At 53.5% G+C, this 13,428-nt stretch carries 13 protein-coding genes; all 13 read left to right on the top strand.

What is annotated here, in order from left to right:
* Positions 1-19: 19 nt before the first annotated feature.
* The 13 genes from HYS22_04080 to rplU all read left to right on the top strand — a co-directional run bounded on the left by HYS22_04080 (position 20) and on the right by rplU (position 13,427).
* Positions 20-1,657 carry a hypothetical protein gene (locus HYS22_04080; GenBank protein MBI1909328.1) on the top strand — a complete coding sequence of 546 codons (1,638 nt, stop codon included), beginning with the start codon at positions 20-22 and terminating at the stop codon, positions 1,655-1,657.
* Between the two features lie 42 nt (positions 1,658-1,699).
* A complete protein-coding gene (lgt, locus tag HYS22_04085; GenBank protein MBI1909329.1) occupies positions 1,700-2,494 on the top strand; it encodes a prolipoprotein diacylglyceryl transferase in 795 nt (264 codons plus the stop codon).
* Positions 2,491-2,967 carry a hypothetical protein gene (locus HYS22_04090; GenBank protein MBI1909330.1) on the top strand — a complete coding sequence of 159 codons (477 nt, stop codon included), beginning with the start codon at positions 2,491-2,493 and terminating at the stop codon, positions 2,965-2,967. Before lgt ends, HYS22_04090 begins: the two co-directional genes overlap by 4 nt.
* A gap of 16 nt (positions 2,968-2,983) precedes the next feature.
* A complete protein-coding gene (ileS, locus tag HYS22_04095; GenBank protein ID MBI1909331.1) occupies positions 2,984-5,788 on the top strand; it encodes an isoleucine--tRNA ligase in 2,805 nt (934 codons plus the stop codon).
* Positions 5,767-6,342 carry a signal peptidase II gene (gene lspA, locus HYS22_04100; GenBank protein MBI1909332.1) on the top strand — a complete coding sequence of 192 codons (576 nt, stop codon included), beginning with the start codon at positions 5,767-5,769 and terminating at the stop codon, positions 6,340-6,342. The genes ileS and lspA overlap by 22 nt, the downstream gene beginning before the upstream one ends.
* Positions 6,318-7,106 (top strand): prolipoprotein diacylglyceryl transferase, encoded by a 789-nt coding sequence (locus tag HYS22_04105; protein MBI1909333.1) that lies wholly within the window; start codon positions 6,318-6,320, stop codon positions 7,104-7,106. The genes lspA and HYS22_04105 overlap by 25 nt, the downstream gene beginning before the upstream one ends.
* Entirely contained in the window at positions 7,093-7,758 is a 666-nt protein-coding gene (locus HYS22_04110) for a CPBP family intramembrane metalloprotease (GenBank protein MBI1909334.1), read from the top strand. Before HYS22_04105 ends, HYS22_04110 begins: the two co-directional genes overlap by 14 nt.
* The gene (locus HYS22_04115) at positions 7,755-8,513 is read left to right on the top strand and encodes an RluA family pseudouridine synthase (GenBank protein MBI1909335.1); all 759 of its coding nucleotides are present in this window, start codon (positions 7,755-7,757) and stop codon (positions 8,511-8,513) included. The genes HYS22_04110 and HYS22_04115 overlap by 4 nt, the downstream gene beginning before the upstream one ends.
* An 82-nt stretch (positions 8,514-8,595) precedes the next feature.
* Positions 8,596-9,171, top strand: coding sequence for a ribonuclease H-like domain-containing protein (locus tag HYS22_04120; GenBank protein MBI1909336.1), 576 nt, complete (start codon positions 8,596-8,598; stop codon positions 9,169-9,171).
* A 5-nt stretch (positions 9,172-9,176) separates the two neighbouring features.
* Positions 9,177-10,481 carry a 30S ribosomal protein S12 methylthiotransferase RimO gene (rimO, locus tag HYS22_04125; protein MBI1909337.1) on the top strand — a complete coding sequence of 435 codons (1,305 nt, stop codon included), beginning with the start codon at positions 9,177-9,179 and terminating at the stop codon, positions 10,479-10,481.
* A complete protein-coding gene (locus HYS22_04130) occupies positions 10,478-11,431 on the top strand; it encodes a hypothetical protein (protein ID MBI1909338.1) in 954 nt (317 codons plus the stop codon). Before rimO ends, HYS22_04130 begins: the two co-directional genes overlap by 4 nt.
* Before the next feature lie 128 nt (positions 11,432-11,559).
* Positions 11,560-13,080, top strand: coding sequence for an Rne/Rng family ribonuclease (locus HYS22_04135; protein MBI1909339.1), 1,521 nt, complete (start codon positions 11,560-11,562; stop codon positions 13,078-13,080).
* Positions 13,081-13,115: 35 nt separating this feature from the next.
* Positions 13,116-13,427 carry a 50S ribosomal protein L21 gene (rplU, locus tag HYS22_04140; protein MBI1909340.1) on the top strand — a complete coding sequence of 104 codons (312 nt, stop codon included), beginning with the start codon at positions 13,116-13,118 and terminating at the stop codon, positions 13,425-13,427.
* Position 13,428 lies beyond the last annotated feature (1 nt).

Genomic DNA, 13,428 nt, shown 5'->3' on the forward strand with positions numbered 1-13,428 from the left:
GATTGCAAAATAGGAGGGTGTGCGATCTATCCCTCCCCCATTCAAAAGAATCCTGGTCCCCCTCCTCCTCACCTTTCTTGCCGGTTGCGGCAGTGAAGATTCCATCCTCAACAGCAGTTCCGCCGGCGCCGGTGAGACAGAAAGTGATGGAAACAATACCATTGCCAATCTGGTCCTGGGGGATGTCCAACCGCTGGCGTTTTCGGAGGACAACCAGGCAGTCCTTAATTTTGAAGGGGGACAACCCAATGACCAATACCTCCTGATCATCAATTCCTCAACCGTCTCGGACCAGGCGGTCTCCGTCACGATGAATAGCGACAGCGCCGCTCTCTCCTCCCTGACCGCGGAAACAATCGACCTCTCCGACCGGGCCTTGGAAGAGGCCTCGACAGCAGAAGAATTTCACCGGCTTCTGCGTGATGCCGAAAAAGAGATGGCCACCCTTGTTCAGGAGGGAGGTTTCTCCAACCTTCAGGCCGCTCAATATTATCCCCCCTCGGCCCCGACACTCGGCTCGATCAACTATTTCAATGTCCTCTCTTCGCTCTCTTCCCTCAGCCAGTACAGTATGGTGAAGGCCAAACTGCGCTACATCAGTAGCACTGTTTACGTTTACGTTGATCTGGATACCCCCTCGGCCTTGACCGACGCGGACATCAAGAGGCTCGCCTATGACTATGAAGCGGTGGCCGTCCCGTATGAACGAAAGGTCCTCGGTTCGGAGTCGGACGTCAATAAAGATGGGCATATCACGATCCTGATGACCCCGGTGATCAACCGGATGGCCAGTACCGGAGGGATGGTCACCGGTTTCTTCTATCCCGGAGACTTAGTCTGCACCTCAGGGTCCGGTTCCAACTGCCAGGAAATTTTCTATACCTTCGTCCCCGACCCGGACGGCAAATTTGGAAACTCGCTCTCCGTCTCGTTTGTGGTCGACCAGATCCTTCCTGGCGTGCTCGCCCACGAATATGAACATATGATCAGCTTCAACCAGCGGGTCCTGGTGCAAAAAGGGAGCGTCGAGATCGCCTCCGTTGAAGAATGGAAGGCCCATCTCTTCGAAGACTTAACCGGCTTTCCCCTGGAAAATTTCAGTCGCGTTAAAATCTGCCTGAACTCGCTCTCCAAGACATCCTTGGTCGGGTCAGGGAGTCCGGGCCTGGCCGCACGAGGCTGTGGCTACCTCTTCCTCCGTTATCTCTACGAACAGAGCGCCGACGGCGAGGCCTTCTTGAGAAATCTCGTCACCAATAAAGAGACCGGTGTGGCCAACCTTGAAAAGTCCTTTGCCGGAACCAGTGAAGCCTTTGACGAGTTCCCCGAATTTTACAACACCTGGACGGCGGCACTCTCTCTCACGAACACCGGTCTCAGCACCGATTCCCGTTTCAATTACCAGGCCCAAAAGGATCATCCCCAGACCGGACTGCCGACCGGCGTCTGCCTGATCTGTGCCCCACCGGACAGCCGGGGGACAATCCTCACAGGTCCTCCGGTGACCCCAGGGATCGCCTTTCCCCTCTCCCTGAAATTGAGCCCCACCACAACACAGATGATCCAGGTTGCGAAACCCTCAAAACAGATCACCCTCCAGGGCTCCGGCGGCGCCCCCCTCTCCGGCTGGATCCTCCAGAAGAAAACAGCGCCTTAAATCTCCTTTACAACCCAAAACCGGTCCACTAGGATCCTCCGCATGTTGCCGATTCTGCTGAAGATACCGCTCCCATTCCTCTCCCATGAGATCCCGATTTACACCTACGGCCTTCTCGTCGCCACCGCCTTTCTGGCCGGCATCTGGTGGTCCGCCCATGAGGCCAAAAAAGTTAACCTAAGCCCCGATTTCGTCTTTGACCTCTCTTTTTATATCGTGGTTGCCGCCATTATCGGCTCCCGCGTCCTTTATATTGTTGTTGATTACGACCGTTACCTCTCCCACCCCCTGGATATCTTGAAAATCTGGGAGGGGGGGCTTGTTTTTTATGGCGGCCTGATTGCCGCCATCGGCACCAGCCTCTACTATGCCAAGAGAAAAAAGACCCCGTTCCTGGTGGTTGCTGATCTCTTCACGCCGGGGGTCGCCTTGGGGCACGCCATCGGGCGACTGGGCTGTTTTGCCGCCGGCTGCTGTTACGGACGCCCCGTCACCGAAAGCCATTTCTGGGCTGTTACCTTCCCCCATAATGGCACATCGCTAGCCCCCGCTGGGATCCCGCTCTACCCGACACAACTGATGGAATCAGCCGCTGAATTGGCCCTGTTCCTGATCCTGATTGCCTTGCGCCGCCGGAAGAAATTCACGGGACAGATCTTTCTTTCTTACGTGGTCCTGTACGGTATCAGCCGGTCGGTGTTAGAGGTCTTTCGAGGGGATGCGATTCGCGGATTTGTTATCCCCGGAATCCTTTCGACCTCCCAATTGATCAGTGGTCTCTTGATTTCGGCCGCGATTATCTACTCTATTTATTTGAAAAAAAGGAGATCTGTATGAAGAAACAAACCCTCGCCCTTCTGGCTGGCATCCTGATACTGGCAGGGTGTACCAAGCCACTCATCTACGGCAAGGATCGGCCAGTCGACCCGGTCAGCCAGGCCTTTCCGGCCTCCGAGCAGGAAACCTACACTGCCGCCAAGGAGGTCCTGAAGACCCTGGGTTACAAGATCGCCTATGATAACCAGGAAAAACGGACGCTGAAAACAGGCTGGCGTTCCACCTCCATCGACTCCCATTACGTGGAACTGTTCGGCCGTCCGGACTATGGAACCGTCGGCGCCTATTACCAGCTGGTTGTCGAGATCGGAGAACGGGAGGGAAAATCGGAGGTAACGATTACCGCCCAACCCCGCAGCATTGTCCCCAACCTCAAATCATCTGGTCGGGTTGAAAAGAAGGTGCTGGCCCGGATGGCTGATCTCCTCCGCTCGGATGACATCCAGGTAACCAATATCGGGCTCCAGGAATAGCCTTTTCTCGTCAATAATGGACTATAAATCGACCCTGAATCTCCCTCAGACCGCTTTTCCCATGAAAGCGGATCTTGCCAACAGGGAGCCTTTACTCCTCAAAAAATGGCAGGAAGGCTCCCTCTACCAAAAAATCTTGGAAAAGAATAAAAAAGGAGAGTTTTTTTCCTTCCATGACGGCCCCCCGTATGCCAACGGTAATATCCATTTTGGTCATATTTTAAACAAGATCCTCAAAGATTTTGTCGTCAAATATAAAAATATGAATGGCTTTCGATCCCCATTCATCCCGGGATGGGACTGTCACGGCCTCCCGATTGAGCACCAGGTCGACAAAGAACTGGGGCCAAAAAAGAAAACAATGAGCAAAGGGGATATCCGGCGCGCCTGCCGCGAATACGCCTCACGGTACGTCACCCTTCAAAAAGAGGAGTTCCGTCGACTCGGGGTGCTGGCCGACTGGGACAACCCGTACATCACCATGAGCCCTGATTACGAGGCGACGATTGCGAGGGAGTTTGGCAAATTTGTCGCCGCGGGGTCGGTCTACAAGGGAAAAAAACCGGTCCTCTGGTGCACCTCCTGCCAGACCGCCTTGGCCGAGGCCGAGATTGAGTACGAAGAGGTCTCTTCCCCCTCAATCTACGTCAAATTCCCGCTGACCGATGAGGCCAAGGCCAGCCTGCCAAAATTGACCGGGCAAAAAGCCTCACTCGTTATCTGGACGACAACCCCCTGGACCCTCCCAGCCAACCTGGCTGTCGCGCTCCACCCCAATTATGATTACGTCGCCATCAAAGTTTCCGGAGAAATTTTCATTGTGGCCAAGTCCCTTGCCACCAACTTCATGAAGACCCTGGACCTCGAAGGGGAACCGGAGGTCATTGAGCGTTTCTCCGGCAAACAATTGGAGAGGAAAAAGTGTCATCACCCTTTTCTGCCGCGGGAGTCTCTTATCATCCTCGGAAATCATGTCACCATGGATGCCGGTACCGGTTGCGTCCACACCGCCCCGGGGCACGGAGAGGAAGATTTTGAAATCGGCAAGAACTACAATCTCCCCCTCTTGACCCCCGTTGATGCCCGTGGACGGTTTACCCAAGAGGCCGGCCTGAAAGAACTGGAAGGGCTTTTTGTCTTTGAGGCCAATAAAAAAATTGTGGACCTGCTCCAGGGAAAAAACGCCCTCGTCAAGGAGGAAAACTTCTCTCATCCCTACCCGCATTGCTGGCGGTGCAAAAAAGCGGTCCTTTTTCGGGCCACGGAACAGTGGTTCCTCTCGCTCTCCCACAACGATCTCCGTGGCAAGGCCCTGGAGGCGATCCGCGGAGTCAATTGGGTGCCGGCGTGGGGAAGGGAACGAATCTACGGCATGATCGAAAACCGACCCGACTGGTGCCTCTCGCGGCAACGGAGCTGGGGTGTACCAATCGTTGCCTTCACCTGCGAAGGGTGCGGCCAAATCCTGCAGGACAAAAAAATAATCGACAGGATCGTCTCTCTCTTTGAAAAGGAAGGGACCGATATCTGGTTCGACAAGAAAACTGAGGAACTGCTGCCGCCGGGGACCGACTGCCCCCGGTGCCATGGAAAAAATTTGAGGAAGGAAGAAGATATTCTGGATGTCTGGTTTGATTCCGGAGTCAGCTTTGCCGCCGTTGCCGAAAAACGGCTCTCCTTCCCGGCCGATCTTTACCTGGAAGGGAGCGACCAACACCGGGGTTGGTTCCATTCCTCACTGCTCGCCTCTTTGGGAACACGGGGTGTCCCTCCTTACAAAACAGTCTTGACCCATGGGTTTGTCGTCGACGGAGAAGGGAAAAAATATTCCAAATCCGCCAAAAATTATCTCCCGCCCGACAAGATGTTGAAGAATAATGGGGCTGATGTCCTCCGCCTTTGGGTCGCGGCGGAAGATTACCGGGGTGACATCCGGATCTCGGATGAAATCATCAAAAGACTGGCCGAGGCGTATCGCAAGATACGGAATACCGCCCGCTTCATCTTGGGAAATCTCTCCGATTTCGACCCGGACCAGGACAAGGTTTCGGCCGATTCCCTCTGGGAGATCGACCGCTGGGCCCTGCATACCACCCAAAAGCTGATTGAACGGACCCGACAGGGGTACGAAGAATTTGCCTTTCACCTGATCTTTCATGAAGTGAACCGTTTCTGTACCGTTGACCTCTCCAGTCTTTATCTCGATATCCTGAAGGATCGTCTCTACACTTTTGCCAAAACGAGTCCGGATCGCCGTGCCGCGCAGACGGCACTCTTTGAAATCATCACCACCCTCTCCCGCCTGATCGCCCCTGTGTTGTCCTTTACCGCCGACGAGATCTGGGCCAAAATCCCCCCCTGGAAGGGTGGGGAGGCCTCGGTCCACCTCTCCCGTTTTCCCACCAGCCAGTCCCGATGGATCGATGAAGCGCTGGGGGACCGATGGAGCCGGTTCTGGCGGGTGAGGGGCGAGATCACCAAAGGGTTGGAGATGGCCCGCCAAGCCAAGGTAATCGGCAACTCCCTGGAGGCCCGGGTCACCCTCTCAGCCGAGGATGAGACCGAGGCCCTTCTCCAGAATTTTGAAAAAATGCTCCCCGATCTGTTGATCGTCTCGCAGGTCACCCGGAGCCAGACACCCCTTGAAAACCCCGCTCCAGGAACGGTTTTCTACAAAAGCACCGAGATCCCTCACCTTCTTGTCACCGTTGAAAAGGCCGAAGGGGAAAAGTGCGCCCGTTGCTGGGCGTTCCGAACCTCGGTCGGCAAAAATCCGGGACACCCACTCTTGTGTGACCGGTGTCGCGAGGTACTCCGTTGATCAATAAATATAAAATCCTCCTGATCGTCCCGATCATCCTCCTTCTGGATCAGTGGAGCAAGGCCTGGGTGGTGCAATCTTTGGTGAAGAGGGATTCCATCCCGATCATCCCGAATTTTTTCGATATCGTCCATGTCACCAACAAGGGGGCCGCCTTCGGTATTTTCAGGGGGATGCCGGAATCAATTCGCCACCCCTTCTTTTGCATCCTCTCCCTGGTTGCGATCCTTCTGATCATCCTTTACTATACCCGATTGAAGGAAAAACACCTTCTCCCCTATGTTTGTCTCTCCCTCATTCTTGGCGGGGCGATCGGGAATCTCTGGGACCGATTCGCCCGAGGCGAGGTGGTCGACTTTCTTTCAATCCACTGGTACGATAAGATGATACACTGGCAGTTCGGTTCATTCCGATTGCATTTTCTCCTCGAATGGCCGGCATTCAACGTCGCCGACAGCGCCATTACGCTGGCCGTTGTTGGTTTTGCCCTCTTCACCTTCAGGAAAGAGGCTTCAACCGGGAGTGATTCATGCGACCGATCCTCTTCACGATAGGTTCATTCCGGGTTCCCTCTTTTTTCTTTTTTATCATGGTGGCCATCCTAGCCTGTGCCTTTTGCGGTTACTTTCTTTGCAAAAGAGAAAAACTAAAAACCGAGGTGGCGATCGACTTCGGAATCCTGGGGATGATCTTCGGCATTCTCGGTGCGAGGATTTTTCATATCCTTGTCGAAAATCCCGCCTATTATTGGAACGACCCGATCCGGGTCTTCCACTTCTGGCGCGGCGGGTTTGTCTCCTGGGGGGCCTTCATCGCCGTCCCATTGTCCCTGATCCTTTATCTGAAGGTCCGAAAGATCCCTTTCTGGCCTTACTTTGACATGGCCGCCGCCGCCATGCCGGTTATCAAGATTTTTGTTCGGATCGCCTGCCTGATGACCGGTTGTTGCTATGGGAAACCGACCGAACTCTGGTGGGGAATCCGCTTCACGAACCCAAATTCAACCGCCTTTTACTATTATCCCGATCTCCCCCTCCACCCCACACAGATCCTCTCGCTGATTCACGCCATCCTCCTCTTTCTCGGCATCAACTGGGTTTACAAACACCGCCGATTTGAGGGACAAACCGCCTCACTGATGATCCTTTTTTGGGTTGTCCCCCGCTTTTTTATCGAATTCCTAAGAGGGGACACCGATCGCATCCTCTTTTTCAACGACACCCTCTCCACCGGCCAGTTGATGGGGATCCCGCTCTTCATCCTGGGCCTGATTCTTTACACCACCCTAAAGAAGAAAGGATTGCATGACTTCGCGTAAAAAGGAAATCCTTGAGGCCGCCCTTCTTTTTGTCGTAGCGCTGGTCCTTCTCAAACTACTTTACCTCAACCGGGGTATCCCCTGGATCTCCCGCCTCCTCCCCCTCCTCTCGGCGATGACCCTCGTCTACCTCCCGTTGGGGTATCTGTGGTACCGGAAGTCCCCTGTCGATTTTCTCTATAACGCCGAGGATGAATGGCGTCGGGCGATTACACTCTTCTTCATCACTTCTTTGGCGGTTTTCCCTGTCTTTGTTGTCGCGGCCCATTTTTACGACACACTTTTCATGAAAATGTCTTTTCATGAGGCTTCCTTCCCGCAACCACTCACCTTTGGCCTGTTTCAGGTCTTTCTCGTTGCCCTTCCGGAGGAATTTTTTTTCAGGGGATGGCTGCAATCCTTTCTCAACCGTCACTTCGAAAAAAAATGGAGGATTCTGGGAACGGCGGTGGGCCCGGCATGGTTTCTCACCGCGCTCATTTTTGCCACCTCCCACAGTTTTATTACGGTCCAGTGGTGGCATTTTGCCATCTTCTTCCCGGCGCTCCTTTTTGGGTGGCTCCGTGAACGGTCCGGTTCGATCCTCGCCTCCACGCTCTTCCATGCCGCCAGCAATATCGTCACCCATTGGATCGATATCCATTATCGATGAATCCGGAGATCCCCATCCTTTACGAAGACCCTGACCTGTTGATCGTCAACAAACCGGCCGGATTGCCAACACAAGGGGTTGGTGAAACCACAACCTCTCTGATCGCTTTACAATACCCCGAAATCCTTTTGCTCCCCGATCAAGGGGCCGTTCATCGCCTGGATAATGACACCTCTGGTCTTGTCGTCATCGCACGGAATCAAAAATGCTGGGAGGCCATGAGGGAACTCTTCAGCCGTAATCAGGTTCAAAAAGAATACTTCGCACTCGTCTGGGGTAAGGTTTTGGCAAAGGGGGAAATTGACCTTCCGATCGGCTCGGACCCAAAAAGTTCAAAACGGGTAAAGGTTTACCGGAACAAGAAGGAGGCGGTCCGGAACAGGGCCCAATCGGCCGTGACTTTTTATGAACCGGTTCAAGCCACGAGGACGGGTGGCGAGGGTCGGGCGCCCGGCCGAGCGGAACGGGTGAGCACGGCTGGGCGGAACCTGAGACAGGACCCGTCCACGTGGCTCCGAATCCGGATCAAAACCGGCCGTCGTCACCAGATTCGTGCCCATTTAGCCGCCATCGGACACCCGGTCGTTGGGGATAAAATCTACAAAAATCAACCCGTTACCCACGTACCCGGTACCGAAAAAAGCCGGCATTGTCTCCATGCCACCTCCCTTCGGTTCCGTCATCCCCAAACCGGCCGCGAATTCTTTGTGGAGGCGCCTCTCCCGCCCGACATGAGAGAAATGATCCCCAAGTAGGGGCAAGGCGCCGCCTTGCCCCTACAAAATGCGCTTGCCCCCTTCCTTAAAATAGGCTTGGATCGCTCTTTAAGGGGTAACCATGCCGGCCGATCAGATCGTTCTCGACCTGGAGACGCAAAAGACCTTCGATGAAGTGGGGGGACGGAATAATTTCCACCTCCTGGGTGTCTCCGTGGTTGGGACCTACTTTTACGAAAAAAACCAGTTCAAGATCTTTGAGGAAAAAGAGATCCCTGAACTGGAAAACGAACTCCAAAAAACCTCACGAATTATCGGTTTTAATATCCGCCGCTTTGATTTCCCAGTCCTCGCCCCCTACCTGAAAATCGACCCGGCCAAATTGCCGATCCTAGACATCATGGATGAATTAGAAAAGATTTTGGGCCATCGGGTCAGCCTTGAGTCAGTCGCTCAGGCGACCTTGGGGGTTGGCAAAAGCGGCAAAGGGTTGGATGCGATTGCCTATTTCCGGAACGGCGAAATGGATAAACTCAAGGCCTATTGCCTCGACGATGTCCGGCTGACCCGTGAGATCTACGAGTACGGCAAAAAAAATGGGGAGGTCTTTTATCAATCCAAGGATGGACTCCACCGCCTCCCTGTAAAAATTAACTGGAAAGACCCCGAACCGCCGCAACAACAATCGCTTTTTTAATCTTTATGGAAAAAAAGGTTTATCTGGAATCCTTGGGCTGTCCCAAGAATCTCGTCGACTCCGAGATCATGATCGGCAGTCTCCTCACCAAGGGGTATACCGTCACGACCGATAAAACGGAAGCTGATGTTGTCGTCGTCAACACCTGCGGTTTTCTGGAGGCCTCCTCCCGTGAATCGATCGAAACCGTGGTTCAACTGGGGCAAGAGAAAAAGAAGGGGGCCCAGCTGGTCGTGGCCGGTTGCCTCGTCCAACGGTACGGCCAAGAGCTGGCCAAGGGACTTAAAGAAGCCGATCTCTTGATCGGGACCGATGATTATGCAAAACTCGGCAACCTCATTTCAGAAAAATTACCCGAAAGGGCCTACATCCATGAGCCGCTCTACATCCCAACAGCGGCGATGCCGCGCCTCTTGACTGACCGGGTCTCGACCTACGTCAAGATTGCGGAGGGGTGTAACCACACCTGCTCTTTTTGTATTATTCCCAAACTGAGGGGACGTCAGAGGAGTCGTTCCATCCCGGACATTAGAAAGGAAGTCGAAAATCTCCTGAATCAAGGGGTGAAAGAGATCTCGCTGATCGCCCAAGACACTACCGACTACGGGAATGACCTCCACAATGGGACAACGATTGAAAAATTATTGAGGGAACTGGGAAAGATCGAAGGGGATCACTGGCTCCGGCTGATGTACGCCTACCCGCTCCGCTTTTCGGACGAACTGGTCTCCATTTTTAAAGAAACTCCGACCCTCTGCAAGTATATCGACATTCCATTCCAGCATAGTAGCGATCGACTCTTACAATCGATGCATCGGGGATCCAACTCCCGTTACATCTGGAGCATCATTGAGCGGCTCCGGAAAGAAATCCCCCAGATGACGATCCGCTCGACATTTATTGTCGGCTATCCCGGTGAGACAGACAAAGATTTTGAGGGGCTCTGCCGGTTTATCAGGGAGGCGGAACTGGAGCGGGTTGGGGTTTTTGCCTTTTCCATCGAGGAAGGGACCGAAGCGGCCCTGCTTCCAAACCAAGTCCCGGATTCGGTCAAAAAAGAGAGGAAAGGGGCCCTCATGGAACTCCAACAAAAAATCAGCTTGAAGAAAAACAGGGCCCTGATCGGCAAGAGTCTAAAAGCGATCCGTGAGAAAAATCACGCTCGGCTTGAAAATCAGGCGCCGGAGATCGATGGGGTTGTTAAATTAAAAGGAAAGGGCGTGATGAATCACACCCCTACAAAAAACCCATTCATCACTGTTGAAATTACCAGCGCCGACCCGTATGATCTGGTCGGGTGTATCGTATGACCTCGGAAAAAGATAATATTATCCGCTGGGATTTTTCAAAAAAACCATTTTACGAAAATTTCTTTTTTGAATTGCGAGACCCTGAAAAACGGTTCGCCTTTCTGGGACGATATACACTGACCTCAGAAAAAGAAGCACCGGTTGGGTCGGTCTGGGGGGTTTTCTTTGATCTCAGGGGTCTCAAGAACACTGTCCTTCAGAATGACTTCCCTCTCCACAAGGTCATGAGGGAACAGGATTTCTTTTTCCTCCAGATTGGCGGGTCGGCGATATTTCACAACGGTTGCCGGGCCTCTCTCAAAGAGAAAGGCCAAGAAATGGAATGGGATCTCAGCTGGGAACCTTGCGAAGAGGGTTTTCTCCCATTGCCCCGCCTCCTTTATAGTCTCCCTTTCCCAAGGACAAAAATACTGACCCCCAATCCGTTGCTCCGCTTTAACGGAAGGCTCCGGCTGGGTAACGAAACCTTCACCCTTTCCAACGCCGTCGGGCAACAGTCCCACGCCTGGGGGAATGAGCCCCACCCTTCCTACCTCTGGGGTTTTGCCAACCAGTTCGACAACAACGAGGCCCTCTTTGAGATCGCGGCGACACCGGCCCCACTCCAAAGAAAAGAGGCCCCCTTATTGACGGCGATGGTCCTGCGAATCGGTCATGAGGATTATCGTTTCAACCTCCCCCACCATTGGCTCAAAAATAAAAACAACATCGCCCCGGATCATTGGCACTTTGAGGCCAAAAACAGAAAATTTTACCTGGTGGGTGATTTGGAGGCGGAGGAAAACAGTTTTGCCAGGCTCCCGTATCAAACCGCTGATCGGAAAGAGCAGGCCGAATTCAAAACCCTGCAGGCGAGGCTCCACCTCCAACTTTTTAAAAAAGAGGAGGGAGTCTGGACTAAAACTCGAGAACTGACCTCGTCCCAAGCCTCACTGGAGTACGACAGATAATCCCTTGCCAATTCGAGCAAGATTGCCTATAGTTGGGCGGTTTCGTTTTAACTAACTAATTTTGATCAATTTTTTAAATCTATGGTCATGATTTCGAAGGTTTTGAAAATTACAAAAAGAGGTTTTGCATGGCAAGCGAGCTGGTCATTAACGTCTCCCCCACGGAGACCCGTGTCGCCCGGTTGGAGGGCGGCACCATTACTGAACTCTACATAGAACGATCCCGCGAGGCGGGGTACGTCAGCAATATCTATAAAGGCAGGGTCGTCCGGGTTCTCCCCGGGATGCAGGCCGCTTTCGTGGATGTCGGCCTGGAGAGGACGGCCTTTCTCTACGTCACCGATATCGTCCCGGAACTGGCCAGTTTCAACGAGGTCGAAGGGACGAATGAGGATGGCGAAGAAGCTTCCGTAAAACTACAGCCGGAAAGAAGACGAAAACGCCGGATCCCGCAAATACAAGAGTTGATCAAAGAGGGGCAGGATATCCTTGTGCAGATTGCCCGCGACCCGATCGGCACCAAAGGGGCCCGGCTCACCAGCCATGTTTCTCTTCCGGGACGGTTCATGGTTTTCATGCCGACCGTCAATCACCTGGGCATCTCCCGACGGATCGGTGATGATCACGAGCGATCCCGTTTGCGTCACCTCCTCGAAAAGATCCGCCCCGCAGAAGGGGGACTCATCGTCCGGACAATGGCCGAAGGGGCCAGTCTCAAAGACCTGCAACAGGATGTCGACTACCTCCAGAACCTCTGGAAGGAGGTCTGCAATAAGAAAGACAAGAGCCCCTCGCCAGCCTTGATCCACAGCGAATTGGGGATCGTCCTGAAGGCGATCCGTGATCTCTTCACCCCCGATGTCGACCGTGTCGTCATCGATTCGGAGGCCGAGGGGAAAAAGGTCCGGGATTTCATCGAGAGCTTCATGCCCCGGATGAAACATGTGGTGGAAATTCATCAGGGGCCCGAACCGATCTTCGATACCTTCGGGATCGAAATTGAAATCTCCCGCGCCCTGGGGAAAAAAGTCTGGCTCAAATCGGGCGGGTATCTCATCATCGACCAGACTGAGGCCTTGACCGTTGTCGACGTCAATACCGGCAAGTTTGTCGGCAAGAAGAACCTCGAAGACACCATCCTCAAAACAAACCTCGAAGCGGCAAAGGAGATCAGTTACCAGCTCCGCCTGCGGGATATCGGCGGGATCATCATCATCGACTTTATCGACATGGAACGCCACACCAACCGTGACAAGGTTTACCAGACCTTGAAAGAGGTCCTTCAGGCCGACCGGGCGAAGACCACCATTACCAAGATCACCGACTTGGGGCTCGTGGAGATGACCCGAAAGAGGACCCGCGAGAGCCTCGGCCGACTCCTCACAGAAACCTGTTTTTATTGCGAGGGAAGGGGGTACCTGAAGAGCAAACTGACCGTCTGCCATGAGATCTTTAGAGAACTCAAAAGAAATTCCCCCGACTTCCGGAAAGAGGTGGTCACCGTTCAGGTCCACCCCTCGGTCGCCGCCCTGCTGGCGGACGAGGAGTCCCAGGGGCTGGAAGAATGGCAAAAAGCGACCGGCAAAAAGGCCTCTGTCAAGGGACGGGAGGATTACCACCTTGAACAGTTCGACATTTTCGAGAGTTGACAAGCAAGGCGGAAAATGATTAAAGCCCCCCTCCTATGTACGCTGTGATTCAGACAGGAAGCAAGCAATACCGGGTCTCTGAAGGGGACCTGATACAGGTCGAAAAACTCCCCCAGGAAGAGGGGAAGAAGGTTACCTTTGATAAGGTCTTCATGGTGGGGGGTGAGGGGGAGTCATTCATCGGAAACCCGACCCTTGCCAAGGCCAAGGTCATCGGTGAAGTGATGACCCAAGGTCGCGGGAAGAAGGTCCTTTCCTTGAAATTCCGGAAGCGCAAAGGGTTTAAAAAAACGGTCGGTCATCGTCAGCATTTTACCACTGTGAAAATAACGGAGATTAAGTCGTAAC

Source organism: Deltaproteobacteria bacterium, assembly GCA_016177765.1.
Lineage (GTDB): Bacteria > UBA10199 > UBA10199 > JACPAL01 > JACOUP01 > JACOUP01.

Bases quoted from the DNA above. Each gene is read 5' to 3' on its own strand.
- lgt (MBI1909329.1), top strand. From the start codon at position 1,700: ATGTTGCCGATTCTGCTGAAGATACCGCTCCCATTCCTCTCCCATGAG.
- HYS22_04090 (MBI1909330.1), top strand. From the start codon at position 2,491: ATGAAGAAACAAACCCTCGCCCTTCTGGCTGGCATCCTGATACTGGCA.
- ileS (MBI1909331.1), top strand. From the start codon at position 2,984: ATGGACTATAAATCGACCCTGAATCTCCCTCAGACCGCTTTTCCCATG.
- HYS22_04105 (MBI1909333.1), top strand. From the start codon at position 6,318: ATGCGACCGATCCTCTTCACGATAGGTTCATTCCGGGTTCCCTCTTTT.
- HYS22_04110 (MBI1909334.1), top strand. From the start codon at position 7,093: ATGACTTCGCGTAAAAAGGAAATCCTTGAGGCCGCCCTTCTTTTTGTC.
- HYS22_04115 (MBI1909335.1), top strand. From the start codon at position 7,755: ATGAATCCGGAGATCCCCATCCTTTACGAAGACCCTGACCTGTTGATC.
- HYS22_04120 (MBI1909336.1), top strand. From the start codon at position 8,596: ATGCCGGCCGATCAGATCGTTCTCGACCTGGAGACGCAAAAGACCTTC.
- rimO (MBI1909337.1), top strand. From the start codon at position 9,177: ATGGAAAAAAAGGTTTATCTGGAATCCTTGGGCTGTCCCAAGAATCTC.
- HYS22_04130 (MBI1909338.1), top strand. From the start codon at position 10,478: ATGACCTCGGAAAAAGATAATATTATCCGCTGGGATTTTTCAAAAAAA.
- HYS22_04135 (MBI1909339.1), top strand. From the start codon at position 11,560: ATGGCAAGCGAGCTGGTCATTAACGTCTCCCCCACGGAGACCCGTGTC.
- rplU (MBI1909340.1), top strand. From the start codon at position 13,116: ATGTACGCTGTGATTCAGACAGGAAGCAAGCAATACCGGGTCTCTGAA.